General features: G+C 42.8%; 15 protein-coding genes and 1 tRNA gene. 6 read left to right on the top strand and 10 right to left on the bottom strand.

The genetic code is table 11. The features are described from left to right. Nucleotides 1-10: 10 nt before the first annotated feature. The 10 genes from rpoB to deoC all read right to left on the bottom strand — a co-directional run bounded on the left by rpoB (nucleotide 11) and on the right by deoC (nucleotide 9,475). Entirely contained in the window at nucleotides 11-4,036 is a 4,026-nt protein-coding gene (gene rpoB, locus AAEY55_RS06565) for a DNA-directed RNA polymerase subunit beta (RefSeq protein ID WP_086995185.1), read from the bottom strand. A 270-nt stretch (nucleotides 4,037-4,306) separates the two neighbouring features. Further along, nucleotides 4,307-4,669 (bottom strand): 50S ribosomal protein L7/L12, encoded by a 363-nt coding sequence (rplL, locus tag AAEY55_RS06560; protein WP_011326939.1) that lies wholly within the window; start codon nucleotides 4,667-4,669, stop codon nucleotides 4,307-4,309. Nucleotides 4,670-4,743: 74 nt separating this feature from the next. Then, nucleotides 4,744-5,238 (bottom strand): 50S ribosomal protein L10, encoded by a 495-nt coding sequence (gene rplJ / locus AAEY55_RS06555; protein ID WP_011326938.1) that lies wholly within the window; start codon nucleotides 5,236-5,238, stop codon nucleotides 4,744-4,746. A gap of 322 nt (nucleotides 5,239-5,560) precedes the next feature. After that, complete coding sequence (gene rplA, locus AAEY55_RS06550; protein WP_011326937.1) at nucleotides 5,561-6,265, bottom strand: 50S ribosomal protein L1; 705 nt, start codon at nucleotides 6,263-6,265, stop codon at nucleotides 5,561-5,563. A 4-nt stretch (nucleotides 6,266-6,269) separates the two neighbouring features. Continuing rightward, nucleotides 6,270-6,698 (bottom strand): 50S ribosomal protein L11, encoded by a 429-nt coding sequence (rplK, locus tag AAEY55_RS06545; RefSeq protein WP_058372361.1) that lies wholly within the window; start codon nucleotides 6,696-6,698, stop codon nucleotides 6,270-6,272. A gap of 210 nt (nucleotides 6,699-6,908) precedes the next feature. Beyond that, on the bottom strand, nucleotides 6,909-7,472 hold the full coding sequence (nusG, locus tag AAEY55_RS06540; protein ID WP_002958878.1) for a transcription termination/antitermination protein NusG: 564 nt from the start codon (nucleotides 7,470-7,472) through the stop codon (nucleotides 6,909-6,911). A 4-nt stretch (nucleotides 7,473-7,476) separates the two neighbouring features. After that, entirely contained in the window at nucleotides 7,477-7,854 is a 378-nt protein-coding gene (secE, locus tag AAEY55_RS06535) for a preprotein translocase subunit SecE (RefSeq protein ID WP_086995177.1), read from the bottom strand. 132 nt (nucleotides 7,855-7,986) lie between these two features. After that, nucleotides 7,987-8,063, bottom strand: a tRNA-Trp gene (locus AAEY55_RS06530). 175 nt (nucleotides 8,064-8,238) lie between these two features. Next, nucleotides 8,239-8,739, bottom strand: a complete 501-nt coding sequence (locus AAEY55_RS06525; protein ID WP_089367604.1) for a hypothetical protein — start codon at nucleotides 8,737-8,739, stop codon at nucleotides 8,239-8,241. Then, complete coding sequence (deoC, locus tag AAEY55_RS06520; RefSeq protein ID WP_011326932.1) at nucleotides 8,729-9,475, bottom strand: deoxyribose-phosphate aldolase; 747 nt, start codon at nucleotides 9,473-9,475, stop codon at nucleotides 8,729-8,731. Before deoC ends, AAEY55_RS06525 begins: the two co-directional genes overlap by 11 nt. Nucleotides 9,476-9,742: 267 nt before the next feature. On the opposite strand from deoC, the gene cysG reads away from it, so the two are divergent. From cysG to cysQ, 6 genes are read left to right on the top strand one after another with little or no spacing between them, the layout of a single operon-like run. Further along, nucleotides 9,743-11,164 (top strand): siroheme synthase CysG, encoded by a 1,422-nt coding sequence (gene cysG, locus AAEY55_RS06515; protein ID WP_182677334.1) that lies wholly within the window; start codon nucleotides 9,743-9,745, stop codon nucleotides 11,162-11,164. Between the two features lie 55 nt (nucleotides 11,165-11,219). After that, the gene (gene cysD / locus AAEY55_RS06510; protein ID WP_011326930.1) at nucleotides 11,220-12,119 is read left to right on the top strand and encodes a sulfate adenylyltransferase subunit CysD; all 900 of its coding nucleotides are present in this window, start codon (nucleotides 11,220-11,222) and stop codon (nucleotides 12,117-12,119) included. Further along, nucleotides 12,119-13,543 carry a sulfate adenylyltransferase subunit CysN gene (cysN, locus tag AAEY55_RS06505; RefSeq protein WP_011326929.1) on the top strand — a complete coding sequence of 475 codons (1,425 nt, stop codon included), beginning with the start codon at nucleotides 12,119-12,121 and terminating at the stop codon, nucleotides 13,541-13,543. The genes cysD and cysN overlap by 1 nt, the downstream gene beginning before the upstream one ends. Nucleotides 13,544-13,574: 31 nt before the next feature. Continuing rightward, nucleotides 13,575-15,299: an SLC13 family permease gene (locus AAEY55_RS06500; protein ID WP_011326928.1), complete on the top strand. Its 1,725-nt coding sequence runs from the start codon at nucleotides 13,575-13,577 to the stop codon at nucleotides 15,297-15,299. 34 nt (nucleotides 15,300-15,333) lie between these two features. Next, nucleotides 15,334-15,927 carry an adenylyl-sulfate kinase gene (gene cysC, locus AAEY55_RS06495; RefSeq protein ID WP_011326927.1) on the top strand — a complete coding sequence of 198 codons (594 nt, stop codon included), beginning with the start codon at nucleotides 15,334-15,336 and terminating at the stop codon, nucleotides 15,925-15,927. Between the two features lie 10 nt (nucleotides 15,928-15,937). Then, complete coding sequence (cysQ, locus tag AAEY55_RS06490; RefSeq protein ID WP_182684111.1) at nucleotides 15,938-16,708, top strand: 3'(2'),5'-bisphosphate nucleotidase CysQ; 771 nt, start codon at nucleotides 15,938-15,940, stop codon at nucleotides 16,706-16,708. The last annotated feature ends 60 nt before the right edge of the window (nucleotides 16,709-16,768 follow it).

The following is a 16,768-nucleotide window of genomic DNA, read 5'->3' as shown; positions in this document are numbered from 1 at the left end:
TCTAATTGGCTTAATTTTCTTCCAACTCGATGTTGATACCCAGTGAGCGGATTTCTTTTAACAATACGTTAAACGATTCTGGCATACCTGGTTCCATTTTATGGTTACCATCAACGATGTTTTTATACATCTTAGTACGACCGTTCACGTCATCCGATTTCACTGTTAGCATTTCTTGTAGAGTGTAAGCAGCACCGTAAGCTTCAAGTGCCCATACTTCCATCTCACCAAAACGCTGGCCACCGAACTGTGCTTTACCACCCAGCGGCTGCTGAGTAACAAGGCTATAAGAACCAGTAGAACGCGCATGCATTTTGTCATCAACTAAGTGATTCAGTTTCAGCATGTACATGTAACCAACGGTTACTTGACGTTCGAACTGATCGCCAGTACGGCCATCATAAAGTGTAACCTGACCACTTCTTGGGTAGCCCGCAAGCTCTAGCATGTCTTTGATTTCGTTTTCTTTCGCGCCATCAAATGCTGGAGTAGCTATTGGTAAACCACCTTTTAAGTTTTCAGCCAAACGACGAATTTCGTCATCTGTAAAGCTATCAATGTCTACTACTTGACGAGATTCGCCAATTTCGTAGGCTTGCTTGATGAAGGCGCGTAACTCATGCAGCTCACGTTGCTCTTTCATCATTTCTTCAATGCGTTCACCAATACCACGTGCAGCTAGACCCATATGTGTTTCAAGGATCTGACCGATGTTCATACGTGATGGTACACCCAGTGGGTTAAGTACGATATCTACCGTACGACCTTTATCATCGTATGGCATATCTTCTACTGGTACGATAGTCGAGATAACACCTTTGTTACCATGACGACCCGCCATTTTATCACCCGGTTGGATACAACGCTTAACAGCTAGGTATACTTTAACAATCTTAAGTACGCCAGGTGCTAGGTCATCGCCTTGAGTGATTTTACGACGTTTGTTTTCAAACTTCTTATCGTATTCAGCTTTAAGCTCGTCATACTGGGCTGCTAATTGCTCAAGCTCAGCTTGCTTGTCTTCTTCAGCAAGGCTTTGCGTAAGTAGCTTCTCAGCATTTAATAACGCTAATTTGTCTTCATCAAAGCCAGCTGCGATAAGTAACTTACGCGCACGGTCTAATACACCAGCTTCTAGAATACGGAACTCTTCGTTGAAGTCTTTCTTCGCATCGCGAAGCTGCATTTCTTCAACTTCTAACGCACGCTTATCTTTTTCAACACCATCACGGGTGAAAACTTGCACGTCAATTACAGTACCAGTTACAGAATTTGGTACACGTAAAGAGCTGTCTTTAACGTCAGACGCTTTTTCGCCGAAGATAGCTCGTAGTAGCTTCTCTTCAGGAGTTAATTGCGTTTCGCCTTTCGGAGTCACTTTACCTACCAGAATATCGCCGCTTTTAACTTCAGCACCAATATAAACAACGCCTGATTCATCAAGCTTGCCTAGTGCAGATTCGCCCACATTCGGGATATCTGCAGTGATCTCTTCAGAACCTAATTTAGTATCACGGGCAATACACTGTAGTTCTTGAATGTGGATAGTCGTTAGACGATCTTCTTCAACTACGCGCTCTGAAAGTAAGATTGAATCCTCGAAGTTATAACCATTCCATGGCATAAATGCCACGCGCAAGTTTTGACCAAGAGCTAAGTCGCCCAAGTCAGTCGAAGGACCATCTGCTAACACATCGCCACGAGTAACCGGTTCGCCAACCATACAAGTTGGTTTTTGGTTAATACATGTATTTTGGTTAGAACGTGTGTATTTGGTTAAGTTGTAAATGTCGATGCCCGCTTCGCCTGGAACGCGTTCTTCTTCATGTACATTAACAACGATGCGACTTGCGTCACAATACATTACTTCACCACCACGTTTTGCAACGATAGTAACACCAGAGTCTTTCGCTAGTGTTAGCTCAATACCAGTACCTACTAACGGCTTATCCGCTTTCAATGTTGGTACTGCTTGACGTTGCATGTTTGAACCCATCAATGCACGGTTAGCATCATCGTGTTCTAGGAACGGGATAAGTGCTGCCGCTACAGAGATCACCTGTTGTGGTGATACATCCATATATTGCTGGTCCATACGTCCCATAAAGGTAGATTCACCTTTGTGACGACATGGAATAAGTTCATCTACAAACTCATTGGTTTCGGTTAAGTTTGAGTTCGCCTGTGCGATAACAAACTGACCTTCTTCAATGGCTGATAGGTAATCAACTTCATCAGTTACAACACCGTCTACCACTTTGCGGTAAGGTGTTTCTAAGAAACCATAATCATTAGTACGTGCGTACGTAGATAATGAGTTAATTAGACCGATGTTTGGACCCTCAGGAGTCTCGATTGGACATACGCGACCATAGTGAGTTACGTGAACGTCACGTACTTCAAAGCCTGCGCGCTCACGAGTTAGACCGCCCGGCCCTAATGCAGAAATACGACGCTTATGCGTTACTTCTGATAGCGGGTTATTTTGGTCCATAAACTGTGATAACTGAGACGAGCCGAAGAACTCTTTAACCGCTGCCGAAATAGGCTTAGCGTTAATAAGATCTTGTGGCATTATCGCATCTAGGTCACCTAAGCTTAAACGCTCACGTACAGCACGTTCTACACGCACTAAACCTACACGGAATTGGTTCTCAGCCATTTCGCCAACACTACGTATACGACGGTTGCCTAAGTGGTCAATATCATCTACATCGCCAACACCGTTACGAATAGCAATCAATACCTTCATAACCGACACGATGTCTTCTTTGCTTAATGTGCCTGGGCCTGTATCGGTATCGTAACCAACACGGCTATTGAACTTCATACGACCTACCGTTGATAAGTCATAGCGCTCTTCTGAGAAGAACAAGTTCTGGAATAAGGCTTCAGCCGCGTCTTTCGTCGGTGGCTCGCCTGGGCGCATCATGCGATAAATTTCTACTAATGCTTCTAAACGGCTGCTTGAAGAGTCAATGTTCAAGGTATTTGACATGTAAGCACCGCTGTCCACTTCATTGATATATAACGTATCAATTTTAGTGTGACCGGCTTTAACCAATTCAGCCATTAATTCAAGCGTTAGCTCGTCATTTGCATTAGCTACAACTTCACCTGTTGACTCATCAACATAGTTTTTCGCTAATACACGACCAATGATGTACTCATGTGGTACTTCTAATTGCTTAATGCCTTTTTTCTCGATGTTCTTGATATGGCGAGCCGTAACACGACGACCACTTTCAACAAACACTTCACCGTCTTCGCTCTTAATATCAAAAGCGGCGGTTTCACCACGTAAACGTGAAGGTACCAGTTCCATAAGAACTTTACCGTCAGTTACTTCAAACGTAGTGTTGTCGAAGAAAATACCAAGAATGTCTTCACTCGAGTACTCAAGTGCACGTAAGATAATAGACGCCGGTAATTTACGACGACGGTCAATACGTACATATAAGTTATCTTTTGCATCAAATTCAAAGTCTAACCATGAACCACGATATGGGATAACACGTGCGTTATATAACACTTTACCCGATGAGTGAGTTTTACCGCGGTCGTTATCAAAGAATACACCAGGGCTACGGTGTAGCTGAGAAACGATAACACGCTCTGTACCATTGATTACAAAGGTACCGGTATCGGTCATGAGCGGAATTTCGCCCATGTAAACTTCTTGCTCTTTAATGTCTTTAACTGTGCCTGGAGCTTCTTTGTCCATAACTACAAGACGCAATTTCACGCGAAGTGGAGCAGAATAAGTCACACCGCGAATTTGACATTCTTTTACATCGAAAACTGGCTCGCCAATACGATAACTTACGTATTGCAGCTCAGAATTTCCTGAGTAGCTTTTAATTGGGAACACAGAACGGAAGGCTGCTTCCAAACCATGATCGCCATCAGCGTCAGGCACTAAGAATTTTTTAAACGATTCTAACTGTGTAGATAGTAAGAAAGGTATATCCAAAACTTGTGGACGTTTACCAAAATCCTTACGGATACGTTTCTTTTCAGAATAAGAGTAAGCCATGGGGTTCCTCAGCTTGCTGATCTTTGACCCGACCTGTTCTTGTAAGAACAGACTTAACTGGCATCTATGCCAAGATTTACAACATTTGATTGTTGTTCTAATTTAGTCCCACTTTAACACTAGCAAACTATAAAGCGTTGAAAGTAAAGAAAAAACCAGATTTTATTTGAACTAAAAGAGTGCATCACTCTATAGCGCAAAAAGGCCGGTGATTAAATAATCACCAGCCCTTGCCTGATTTCTCAGGCAGCGAACTTAGCAAAAGCTAAATTACTTAACCTCAACTTCAGCACCAGCTTCAGTAAGGTCTTTAGCAAGAGCTTCAGCTTCTTCCTTAGAGATACCTTCTTTAACAGGTGTTGGTGCAGCTTCAACAAGAGCTTTCGCTTCTTTAAGGCCTAGGCCAGTTGCGCTACGAACTGCTTTGATTGCAGAAACCTTGTTAGCGCCAGCGCCAGTAAGGATTACATCAAATTCAGTCTTTTCTTCAACTGCTTCAGCAGCTGGACCAGCTACCATACCAGCAGCAGCAGTTACGCCGAATTTTTCTTCCATTGCTTCGATAAGAGCAACAACGTCCATTACTGACATTTCAGCAATTGCGTCAAGGATTTGGTCTTTAGATACAGACATTTCAAATTTCCTAATAATTAACGGACTTTAAGTCCAAATAAATTTTACACCGAAAGGGATTAAACAACTTAAAATTAAGCAGCTTGCTCTTCTTTCTGTACACGTACTGCTTCAATTGTTTTACACAATTTACCAGCAGACGCTTCTTTCATAGCGCTCATTAAGCGTGCAACAGCTTCGTCGTATGTAGGTAATGTAGCAAGCATTGCTGCATCAACAACATTTCCTTCAAAAGCGGCCGTTTTAAGCTCAAATTTCTCGTTCTTTTTTGCAAAAGCAGAAAAGATACGCGCAGCAGCACCTGGGTGCTCTGATGAGAAAGCGATTAAGCTTGGACCAACAAATGAATCAGAAAGGCACTCAAACTGTGTTCCTTCAAGAGCACGTTTTGCTAAAGTGTTACGGACAACTTTCATCCAAACACCATTTGCACGAGCTTCTTTACGAAGGGCAGTGATTGCGCCAACTGTTACACCACGAGAATCTGCAACAACTGCAGATAGAGCACCATTGGCTGCTTCGTTGACTTCAGCAACTATTGCTTGTTTGCCTTGAAGATTTAAAGCCATGGGTGTTACTCCTGGTTTAATGGGGTTACCGACACTCGGTGTCCCCTGTTCTACTCTTCCCTATCAAACAAGATAGAGATGCTTTTTACGGCGAGAGCCAGAAGGATTAGGAAAAATCTATCTGGGGTCTACACCGTCTACGTAGGTGAGTATTAAGGCCGAAGCCACCTACGGTCTTGGACGGAAGTCCAATTTATCGCTTTACCCTAAGGTGCAACGAAATTATGGACTTCAACCCGAATTCTTTACTTTGCTGAAAAACTAATTAATCAACAAAATGGCGCGAAATTATAGTACAAATTTCACGCCATGTAAACACCGATTAAGCTACAGTAGTGCTTAACGTGTTTTGGTCAACAGCAACGCCTGCGCCCATTGTTGTAGAGATGCTTACTTTCTTCACGTAAACACCTTTAGCTTGAGAAGGTTTAGCCTTCTTAAGCGCAACAATTAGTGACTCAAGGTTTTGTTGTAATTGCTCAGCAGTGAAATCAACCTTACCAATAGTAGTATGGATGATACCATTTTTGTCATTACGGTAACGTACTTGACCCGCTTTTGCATTTTTAACTGCTTCAGCAACGTTAGGTGTTACTGTACCAGTCTTAGGGTTTGGCATTAGACCACGTGGGCCTAAGATTTGACCTAGTTGACCAACAACACGCATAGCGTCTGGTGATGCAACAACAACGTCAAAGTTCATCTCGCCTTTTTTAACTAGCTCAGCAAGATCTTCCATACCTACTAATTCAGCACCGGCTTCTTTCGCAGCTTCTGCGTTAGCGCCTTGTGTGAATACTGCAACGCGAACGTCACGACCAGTACCGTTAGGTAGTACAGTTGCACCACGAACGTTTTGATCAGATTTACGAGCATCGATACCAAGGTTAACAGCAACGTCAACACTTTCTACGAATTTAGCTGTCGCTAACTCTTTTAAAAGCGCGATCGCTTCGTTGATTTCGTAATCTTTAGTTACTTCCACTTTTTCGCGGATAGTACGCATACGTTTAGTTAATTTAGCCATATTCTTAGTCCTCTACGCTCAAGCCCATCGCACGAGCAGATCCTGCGATAGTGCGAACCGCAGCTTCTAAATCAGAAGCTGTAAGGTCAGCTCGTTTAGTCTCAACAATCTCTTCAAGTTGAGCACGAGTTACTGTGCCTACTTTTTCAGTGTTAGGACGGCCTGAGCCTGATTTAACGCCAGCTGCTTTAAGTAGCAAGTATGCTGCAGGTGGAGTTTTCATGTCGAACGTAAAAGAACGGTCACCGTAAACAGAGATCACTACAGGAACTGGAGCGCCTTTTTCGATAGACTCTGTACGTGCGTTAAACGCTTTACAGAATTCCATGATGTTCACACCGTGTTGACCTAGTGCAGGACCTACTGGTGGACTAGGATTAGCCATACCAGCGGCAACTTGTAGCTTGATTAGAGCTTCAACTTTTTTAGCCATTATAAATACCTCATTAAGTGGGTCTCAGCCTTGTGCGCGCGAGGACGCGTACTCTAACGGCTCCCCAATTTAAAAAATTGTTTCGTACTTTTTGTAGCGTAAATTAATTTACCCAAATACAAAAAGGCCGCTGATTATAAGTTAATCAGCGGCCTTTTTCAAGCTTCGTGCCAAATTTTATAGAAAAATCAGCATCACTTTTTTAATCAATTACTTATCTTGTTCAACTTGACCAAATTCAAGTTCAACCGGTGTAGAACGACCAAAAATAAGTACCGACACTTTAACGCGGCTCTTTTCGTAGTCAACTTCTTCAACAACACCGCTAAAGTCAGCAAATGGACCGTCAGTAACACGAACAACTTCACCTGGTTCAAATAAGGTAGCAGGTTTAGGTGCTTCAGCATTTTCTTGTAGGCGATTAAGAATGCGCTCAGCTTCTTTAGGGCTGATAGGAGCAGGACGATCAGACGTACCGCCAATAAAGCCCATAACGCGTTCTGTGCTGTTCACTAAGTGCCAGCTTGCGTCATTCATATCCATTTGTACTAATACATAACCTGGGAAGAATTTACGCTCAGATTTACGCTTTTGGCCAGCGCGCATCTCAACAACTTCTTCAGTTGGTACTAGTATCTCACCAAAGCTCGATTCTAGACCTTCGATTTTAATATGTTCAATTAACGTTTGAGCTACACGCTTTTCGTAACCAGAAAAGGCCTGTACTACATACCAACGTAACTTAATTTCTTTGTTCTCGTTCTCATCCGACATGGGATCAGATCTCCAATCCAGTTAAAAAGCCTACAGCGCGGAATAAAATGCCATCTAATCCCCAAAGGATAAGTGCCATTATCACTGTTGCAACCATTACAATTAATGTCGTGTGGGTAGTTTCTTGACGCGTTGGCCAAATTACTTTGCGCACTTCAATTCTTGCTTCTTTAGCAAAAGTAAGGAAAGTACGTCCTTTAGCTGTTTGCGAGGCAATTGCTAAACCAGCTGCTATTGCAACTACAACGCCAATCGCACGTAGTAATACAGACTGATCTGCAAACATGTGATTACCAACAACTGCGCCTGCAAGTAGCACTATTGCTACTAACCACTTTACTGACTCCATCGCACTTGATGGCGTTTCTACATTCGTGCTCATAATATTATTACCTTAACTACAGACACAACAACCCTACGCTATGGTAGGGTTAATCCATTAAAATCCAAACTTAAAAACAGACTTATTTAAACCGATTTTTAACCCCAGACTTACCCGCATCGCGAGTAATATTGGCAGGGGCGGAGAGATTCGAACTCCCAACCGTCGGTTTTGGAGACCGCTGTTCTACCAATTGGAACTACGCCCCTGCAAAGTGGATGCCTATTATACTTACGCAGTTCATTAACACAAGAGTAAAGATTGTCATCTGATAAAATCTTCACCGTTAATTTACACACCGCATTATTTAACCACTTAACCCGCTAAATTAATATTTATTTATGCAATAAAAAGTCATTCCTGCAATGAGTTACCGTAAAAAAATCAAAATAAACGTACCAACTCGCCACGATAAAAATCGCATAACAACCAAATTTGCTCAAATGCATGCGTTTGCGGCACACTAATCATTTTAAGCTGAGCATCAAAGTCGGCTTTATGCCAAATAGTGCTGGCATTGCGAATTAATAACCAAGTTCGCGCTGAATGATAAGATTTAGTGGCTTTTTGCTCCAGTAATCTCTCTAACGCTAGGCGTAACCTTTGCTCACTTGGGGCTTGCGCCATATCGGCCAATGCCCGTTGCATTGGAATTGACAGTGGCCGGCCAAGCACTGCCATTGCTTCGGTTTCACTGGCATATAAATGCGCAACTTCAATATCAAGTTGCTGATCGCCTTTGTAGCAGCTAACGTCGGGCTTATTGGGCTCATTATGCCAAATATGGCGCATATGAATGCCATATTGCTGCTCATAACAACGTAAAAACAACCTCGCTGCCTCGTGCTCTAACTGTTGTTTTTCTTGTTCGCTATCACGCTTCATTTAATACCGCGTACACATTAGTTAATAAACTTGATGCGCCAAATCTAAAGGTATTTGCTTGTAAGTAGTCATTACCCATAATAGTGCTTGCAAGGGTTAAGTAATCGCTCGCATCTGCAACTGTTTTAACCCCTCCCGCCGCTTTAAAGCCAACTAGCTTGCCCGATTCTTTAATGGTATTGAGTATAGTTTTTGTCGCATCAAGCGTGGCATTAACGGCGACCTTACCGGTACTGGTTTTTACAAAGTCGGCACCGCCTTTAATAGCTAATAATGTGGCTGATGCGATTAAATCGGGTGTTTGTAACTCGCCGCTTTCTATAATCACTTTAAGTAGAGCGCGCGACCCACAGACTTTTTTGCTCTCGGTAACATACTCAAGCACACGGCTTTTATCACCCGCTATTAGCGCTTTATATGGAATAACTAAATCAATTTCATCTGCACCGCGCTCTATGGCAATTAGTGTTTCGTTTATTACGGTATTTAAAGGTGCGTCACCCGTTGGAAAGTTAGTTACTGTGGCTACTTTTATATGGCTTAGCTCTCTGGTAGCTAAGGCTATTTTTGCTTCTGCTACAAAATCACTGTAAACACATACTGCAGCGGGCGTGCCTAATTTAGGGTTAATGCTGTTCACTAACGTATTAATAGCGGCACTATCATCGTTGCTATTTAAGCTGGTTAAATCCATTAAGGCGACAGCCAAAGCAGCCTCTTTTTGTTGTTTAATCATAGTAACCTCATCATATTTATACCGTGATTTAATACCTGTAATTATAGTAACCTAAACTTGCTATAGCTCATAACCAAACACTCTAAGCCCTTAGTTTTACATGCAACCGACCGCAAAGCCTTACTAATTAAGATTTCGGCCTTAAAAACCCACTCGTTATAACTTTTAGTTATAACGAGTGGGTTTTAATTATTTTTTACTTAGTATGTGGCGCTATATTGTGGCTATCAGGCTAAACGAGCCATTTATTTTAGGGGTGTGATTAACGTGCAGTATTTACCTATCTTTACCAAACTCGACAACAAACCTGTATTGGTTGTTGGCGGTGGAGATGTTGCGTTGCGCAAATGCAGCGCGCTTTTAAAAGCGCGTGCCAGTATTACTTTAGTCGCTCCCAAATTTTGCCAACAGCTCATTGAACTTGCTAGCGAAAATAAAGTAACGCTTATACATGAGTACTTTAACGAGCAACATTTAAAAAATATGATGCTGGTAATTGCTGCTACTGATTTGGAACATGTAAATAGCCAAGTGTTTGAACTGGCTAATGCTCATAACATTTTTGTTAATGTAGTTGACGATCAGCCTAAGTGCACCTTTATATTTCCATCGATTGTCGATCGCAACCCAATCACAATTGCTATATCAAGCGCAGGCACTGCCCCGGTATTAGCACGCCGTTTACGCGAAAAACTAGAAACCCTAATACCGCAACATATTGGTCCGCTGGCAACGCTTGTGGGTGGCTTTAGAAGCAAAGTAAAACAACGCTTTAAGCACTTTGCCGATCGTCGCCAGTTTTGGGAAGGCGTATTCGACTCATCTGTTGTTAGTAAAGTACAAACCGGCGACACCCAAGCCGCAGAGCAACAGTTAGAACACATGCTAAATGCTAAAGCCGAGCCCGAAGGCGAGGTTTATGTAGTAGGTGCAGGCCCTGGCGATCCTGAATTGCTGACACTTAAGGCACTGCAACTTATGCAACAAGCCGATGTAGTGGTTTATGACTATTTAGTGTCTGACGAGATCATGGAGTTAGTGCGCCGCGATGCCGACCTTATTTGTGTAGGCAAGCGTTTAGGCGATCACAGCGTAGCGCAGCAAGACACTAACCAAATGTTGGTCGATTTAGCCAAGCAAGGTAAAAAAGTATGCCGTATTAAAGGTGGCGATCCGTTTATTTATGGTCGTGGTGGCGAAGAAGTACAAGTACTTGCGGCTAACAAGGTAAATTATCAAATTGTACCTGGTATAACTGCCGCTGCAGGATGCAGTGCCTATGCGGGTATTCCGCTTACCCATCGTGACCACGCACAAGCGATTCAGTTTGTAACCGGGCATTGTAAAAAAGACGGCCAAGAACTCGATTGGCAATCGCTGGCTAAACCAAATCAAACCTTAGCTATTTATATGGGCGTGATAAAGTCGCCACATATACAAGCTGAGCTTTTAAAACATGGCCGCAACGCCAATACACCCGTTGCCATTATTGAAAACGGCACCCGTAAAAATCAACGCGTAATTACTGGAAAGCTGGGCGAGCTTGCCGATTTAATTACGCGTAACAGTGTGGTTTCTCCTGCGCTGCTTATTATTGGCGAAGTAGCATCCTTGCACCAAGAGTTACATTGGTTTGGTGCCAAAGCGCAAACTAGCAGTTTTGCGCAACCACTTACCGATGTGGCATAAGCTTTATACATTTATTAGATTTTAACTTTTAATTATTTTAGTAGGACGACTAACAATGGCTTTAACTCACCTTCAGCAGCTTGAAGCTGAAAGTATCAAAATCATGCGCGAAGTCGCCGCTGAGTTTGAGAACCCAGTAATGCTTTACTCAATTGGTAAAGATTCGTCGGTACTTTTGCACTTAGCGCGTAAAGCATTTTACCCTGCAAAAATTCCGTTTCCGTTATTACACGTAGACACTAATTGGAAGTTTAGCGAAATGATTGAATTTCGTGACCGTATTGCCAAAGAATACGGCTTTGAGCTACTAGTGCATAAAAACCCAGAAGGCATGGAAATTGGTATAAGCCCATTCGAGCATGGCTCTGGTAAACATACCGATATAATGAAAACTCAAGGTTTAAAGCAAGCACTCGACAAATATGGCTTTGATGCTGCCTTTGGTGGCGCACGCCGCGACGAAGAAAAGTCACGCGCTAAAGAACGTGTTTATTCATTTCGCGATAAGCACCACCGCTGGGATCCTAAAAACCAACGCCCAGAGCTTTGGAATACGTACAACAGCCAAGTAAATCCAGGTGAAAGTATTCGTGTATTCCCACTGTCTAACTGGACCGAGTTGGATATTTGGCAATATATTTATCAAGAAAACATCGACATGGTGCCTTTGTATCTAGCAAAAGAGCGCCCAGTGGTTGATCGCGACGGCACCTTAATTATGGTTGACGATGAGCGTATGCCACTTTTGGAGGGTGAAGTGCCAATGATGAAGTCGGTACGTTTTCGTACTTTAGGCTGCTACCCACTTACCGGTGCAGTGGAATCAACGGCCAGCTCATTAACCGAAATTATTGAAGAAATGCTGCTATCTACGTCATCTGAACGTGAAGGTCGAGTTATTGACCATGACTCGGCAGGCTCAATGGAAAAGAAAAAACGTGAAGGGTATTTCTAATGGCTAATCAAAATAACGACACATTTAACGAAGTAAAAGCAATCGGTATAGACGCTTACCTAGCACGTCAGCAAGACAAAAGCTTATTACGCATGCTTACCTGTGGCAGTGTAGATGACGGTAAATCAACACTCATTGGCCGCCTACTGCACGACAGCCACCAAATTTATGAAGATCAGTTAGCAGCACTACATAAAGATAACGAAAAAGTAGGTAACGCAGGTGATGACCTTGATTTAGCATTACTTGTTGATGGCCTACAAGCTGAGCGTGAGCAAGGTATTACCATTGACGTAGCGTACCGTTACTTCTCGACCGCTAAGCGCAAGTTTATTATTGCCGATACCCCAGGGCACGAGCAGTACACGCGCAACATGGTAACGGGTGCATCAACCAGCGATGTGGCCATTATTTTGGTGGATGCACGTTACGGCGTGCAAGTACAAACTAAACGTCACAGCTTTATTTGTGACTCGCTTGGTATTAAGCAATTTGTTGTGGCTATTAATAAAATGGATATCGTTGATTTTGACGAAACTGTTTATGAAAAAATTAAAGCTGATTACTTAAAATTTGCCGAGCAACTTAATGTAAGTAACATTAAATTTGTACCTATGTCGGCGCTTAAAGGCGATAACGTAGTTACTCGTTCTGTACATACGCCTTACTACACCGATAAACCATTGCTAGAGTTATTAGAAGACTCGCCAGCAGCGCAAATCGACACTGACTTTGAAGCACGTTTACCGGTGCAATATGTGGCGCGCCCTAACTTAAACTTTCGTGGTTTTCAGGGCACGCTAGCCTCAGGCAAGTTACAAGTGGGCGATGCAATAAAAGTATTACCATCGGGCAAAACTTCTAGCATTAAAGAAATTGTTACCTTTGATGGCAACCTAGACAGTGCACAAGCTGGCCAAGCAATTACCGTTACGCTAAATAGCGAAATTGATATTAGCCGAGGCGATGTCATTGTACCAGCAAGCTCTACGGCAATAGTTACCAACCAGCTACAAGCTAAATTAGTATGGATGCACGAAACGCCGCTGCAACTAGGTAAAAGCTATAACTTTAAACTTGGTAGCAAAAACACCTCTGCTCAAGTTACTAAGATTGATCACACTATCGATGTAAATACCTTAGAGCATGGTAGCAGCGACACTCTACAGTTAAACGAAATCGCTATTGTAACGCTAGAACTTAGCGAAACTATTTTGGCTGATGAGTATCACAGTAATCACGAAACCGGCTCGTTTATACTTATCGATCGCTTATCTAACTTAACTATTGCAGCCGGTATGATAGAGCAAGTACTGCAAAGCCAAGCGCAGCAAAGTAACTTTAGTGCTTTTGAAGTTGAGTTTAACACTTTAGTACGCAAGCACTTTCCGCATTGGCAAGCGCTTGATATATCAAAGTTATAATACTTTTTTAGCCTGTTATAGGATATAAAGCATGGTAGATCAGCTCATTTTAACAGGCATTATGCTTACTTTAGTCGGGTGCCTTTTTGGCACTCGGCTTAATCCTGCATGGCTATTTGTGGGAGCCATTGGCAGCAGCTACTTAGCAGGGCTAATAGATTTAGAAAGCATGTTAGTTAATTATACTAACCCGTCGCTAATTACTTTGGTGTTATTAATATTAGTGTCAATTGCGATTGAAAAAACCACCCTTATTCAAAAATTAGCGCAATCACTATCGAGCGGTAGTTTAGTTAAATCAGTGACTAAATTGGGGCTTTCGACCGCGTTTTTATCGTCGTTTACCAATAACACTGCCGTGGTTGCCTCCTTAATTACCGCGATAAAAGACAACCCCAATCACTCGCCATCAAAGTTATTATTACCGCTATCGTACACCGCTATTTTAGGCGGCACTATTACCCTTATTGGCACATCAACCAACTTAATAGTAAATGGTTTTGCCGTAGATGCGGGCATGGCGCCACTGGGCTTTTTTGACTTTACCTTAGTAGGTTTGGGCGCATTAAGCGTGGGCTTAATCACTATTTTAGTCATGTTAAAATACTTACCCGACAACGGTAAAAGCGACCAAGAAGTCGTGCCTTTTTATCTTGAAGGTAAAGTACAAGCCGGTTCAAAGCTAATTGGTCGCACCGTAGAAGAAAATGGCCTGCGTGAACTTAAAGACTTATTTTTAGGCGAAATAATTCGCGATAACCAACGTATTTGTGCGGTCACGCCACAGCAAATAATTAAACAAAACGACATATTACTTTTTGTGGGCGATATAAAATCAGTCCCCCTACTTACGCGTTTCGATGGTTTAAAAGTAGTGCACGACAATCATCAAAAAGACATAGAACACTTAGTAGAGGTTGTCGTAAGTCAGTCTTCAAAATTTATTGGTAAAACCGTAAAAGAAGCCCGCTTTAGAGAGCAGTTTCATGCGGCCGTTATTGCTATTCGCCGCGGCCACGATCGCCTGCAAGGTGGTTTAGGGCAAGTGCGTTTACAAGCAGGCGACTCACTAATACTCGCCCCGGGTAAAAACTTTTACAGCTTGCCTAATTTAAAGCGTGAATTTGTGTATATATCGGGGTTTGATTTACAAACTCACCTAGCGCCTAAACAGTCAAACATTGTGCTGCTAAGCTTTGCCGCTGTACTGGGCTTAAGTATTATTGGCTTAGTGCCGCTAGTTAAAGGCTTATTAGTATTACTGATTGGCTTTATGCTTTGCGGTACTATTAAGCTTAGCGAAGTAAAACGTCGCTTTCCTATTGAGTTACTCGCCGTAGTAGGCAGCGCCATAGGCTTAGCAAAACTAATGATAGGCACCGGACTTGCTGGGCAAATATCGGCGGCTATGTTTGTAGTACTTGGCGACTTTGGCCCATACAGCGCCTTTATCGCAATATTTTTAATGACAGTATTATTTACCGAGCTGATAACCAATAACGCCGCTGCAGCATTGTCGTTTCCGGTTGCCTATTCACTTGCCGTTGGCTTTAACGTAGACCCACTGCCATTTATTATGGCGGTTGCGTTTGGCGCATCAGCAAGTTTTATATCGCCGTTTGGTTATCAAACTAACCTTATGGTTTACAGCGCGGGTAACTATCGTTTAAAAGATTATGTAGTGATGGGCTTGCCCCTTTCTATTATTTATTCAATAACAGTATTAACCTTGATCCCGCTAGTATTTCCGTTTTAATACCGGCACGCACAGCATAAAGAGATAACTCACTATGGATGAAAATATTGTTTGGCATAACTACGCAACCACTAAAGCACAACGTAGTGAGCAAAAAAAGCATCAGAGCGCTATTATATGGTTTACCGGATTTTCGGGCTCAGGTAAAAGCACTGTAGCAAACGCGCTAGAAGCCGCACTTAATCAACAAGGTATTCATACTTACCTGCTCGATGGCGACAACGTACGCCACGGTTTATGTAAAGACCTAGGCTTTAGCGACGCAGACCGAGTTGAAAATATTCGCCGCGTAGGTGAAACGGCAAAACTTATGGTTGACGCTGGCTTGTTAGTGCTTACTGCGTTTATATCGCCTTTTAGAGCAGAGCGCGACATGGTACGCAGCTTAGTAGATGACAAGGAGTTTATTGAAGTATTTATCGACACCCCACTCGATGTATGCGAAAGCCGTGATCCTAAAGGCTTATACAAAAAAGCCCGCGCTGGCGAAATTAAACACTTTACCGGCATTGATTCCAGTTACGAAATACCCATCAATCCAGAAATAATTTTAGATACCAGTAAAAACACCCTAGACCAATCGGTTGTTCAGCTGATAACGTATCTAAAACAACAGCACATAATATAGGTTAACCCCAATGAACCAAACCGAACTGCTAGAAGAAACCCTGATCCTTGCCCGCAAAGCGGGTAGCGCCATAATGGGAATTTATCAAAAGGACTTTAACGTTGAATACAAAGCCGATGAAAGCCCTGTAACCGACGCCGACTTAGCAGCTCATAAAATTATTGTTGCAGGGCTACAGCAGCTCACTCCCGACATTCCTATATTAAGTGAAGAAAACGCCGATATAAGCTGGGAAGTTCGCAAAGCATGGAAAAGTTACTGGCTAGTAGATCCTATCGATGGCACCAAAGAGTTTATTAAAAAAAATGGTGAATTCACCGTAAATATCGCACTTATCGAAAATGGCATTCCGGTTTTAGCCGTAGTAGACGCCCCAGCCCTTGGCGTATCCTACTTAGCAAGCGAAGCCATAGGCGCATTTAAAGACAAAGGCGATGAGCGCATAGAGCTAAAAGTAACTACCAAACCAAACACAGGGTTAATACGCGTAGTTGGCAGCCGCTCACACCCCTCACCCGATTTAGCCGAATTTGTAAAACGCTTTGACGAGGTAGAAATGGTTTCAAAAGGCAGCTCACTAAAGCTGTGCTTAGTGGCCGAAGGCAGTGCTGATATTTACCCCCGCTTAGGCCCAACCTGTGAATGGGATACTGGCGCCGGCCATGCAATCGCCGCAATCGCCGGCGCTAAAGTAACTAAAATTGATGGCAGCCCGCTAATTTATAACACCAAAGATGAGTATTTAAATCCGTATTTTATTGTTTCAGCTATTGAAGAATAAAGCGCCTAGAGCTGCGGGCTTTTAGCTACTAGCAGCTCTATGTCAATTTAAACACCGTAG

It is taken from the genome of Pseudoalteromonas sp. 120-MNA-CIBAN-0494, assembly GCF_040308885.1.
In the GTDB taxonomy this organism is placed as follows: domain Bacteria; phylum Pseudomonadota; class Gammaproteobacteria; order Enterobacterales; family Alteromonadaceae; genus Pseudoalteromonas; species Pseudoalteromonas nigrifaciens.
Note: the sequence above shows the minus strand (reverse complement) of the source record. Positions and strands in the feature narration are given on the sequence as shown.

What these genes read in the sequence shown, in the direction of transcription:
- rpoB (WP_086995185.1), bottom strand. Translation starts at nt 4,036, where the DNA reads ATGGCTTACTCTTATTCTGAAAAGAAACGTATCCGTAAGGATTTTGGT.
- rplL (WP_011326939.1), bottom strand. Translation starts at nt 4,669, where the DNA reads ATGTCTGTATCTAAAGACCAAATCCTTGACGCAATTGCTGAAATGTCA.
- rplJ (WP_011326938.1), bottom strand. Translation starts at nt 5,238, where the DNA reads ATGGCTTTAAATCTTCAAGGCAAACAAGCAATAGTTGCTGAAGTCAAC.
- rplA (WP_011326937.1), bottom strand. Translation starts at nt 6,265, where the DNA reads ATGGCTAAATTAACTAAACGTATGCGTACTATCCGCGAAAAAGTGGAA.
- rplK (WP_058372361.1), bottom strand. Translation starts at nt 6,698, where the DNA reads ATGGCTAAAAAAGTTGAAGCTCTAATCAAGCTACAAGTTGCCGCTGGT.
- nusG (WP_002958878.1), bottom strand. Translation starts at nt 7,472, where the DNA reads ATGTCGGATGAGAACGAGAACAAAGAAATTAAGTTACGTTGGTATGTA.
- secE (WP_086995177.1), bottom strand. Translation starts at nt 7,854, where the DNA reads ATGAGCACGAATGTAGAAACGCCATCAAGTGCGATGGAGTCAGTAAAG.
- AAEY55_RS06525 (WP_089367604.1), bottom strand. Translation starts at nt 8,739, where the DNA reads ATGAAGCGTGATAGCGAACAAGAAAAACAACAGTTAGAGCACGAGGCA.
- deoC (WP_011326932.1), bottom strand. Translation starts at nt 9,475, where the DNA reads ATGATTAAACAACAAAAAGAGGCTGCTTTGGCTGTCGCCTTAATGGAT.
- cysD (WP_011326930.1), top strand. Translation starts at nt 11,220, where the DNA reads ATGGCTTTAACTCACCTTCAGCAGCTTGAAGCTGAAAGTATCAAAATC.
- cysN (WP_011326929.1), top strand. Translation starts at nt 12,119, where the DNA reads ATGGCTAATCAAAATAACGACACATTTAACGAAGTAAAAGCAATCGGT.
- AAEY55_RS06500 (WP_011326928.1), top strand. Translation starts at nt 13,575, where the DNA reads ATGGTAGATCAGCTCATTTTAACAGGCATTATGCTTACTTTAGTCGGG.
- cysC (WP_011326927.1), top strand. Translation starts at nt 15,334, where the DNA reads ATGGATGAAAATATTGTTTGGCATAACTACGCAACCACTAAAGCACAA.
- cysQ (WP_182684111.1), top strand. Translation starts at nt 15,938, where the DNA reads ATGAACCAAACCGAACTGCTAGAAGAAACCCTGATCCTTGCCCGCAAA.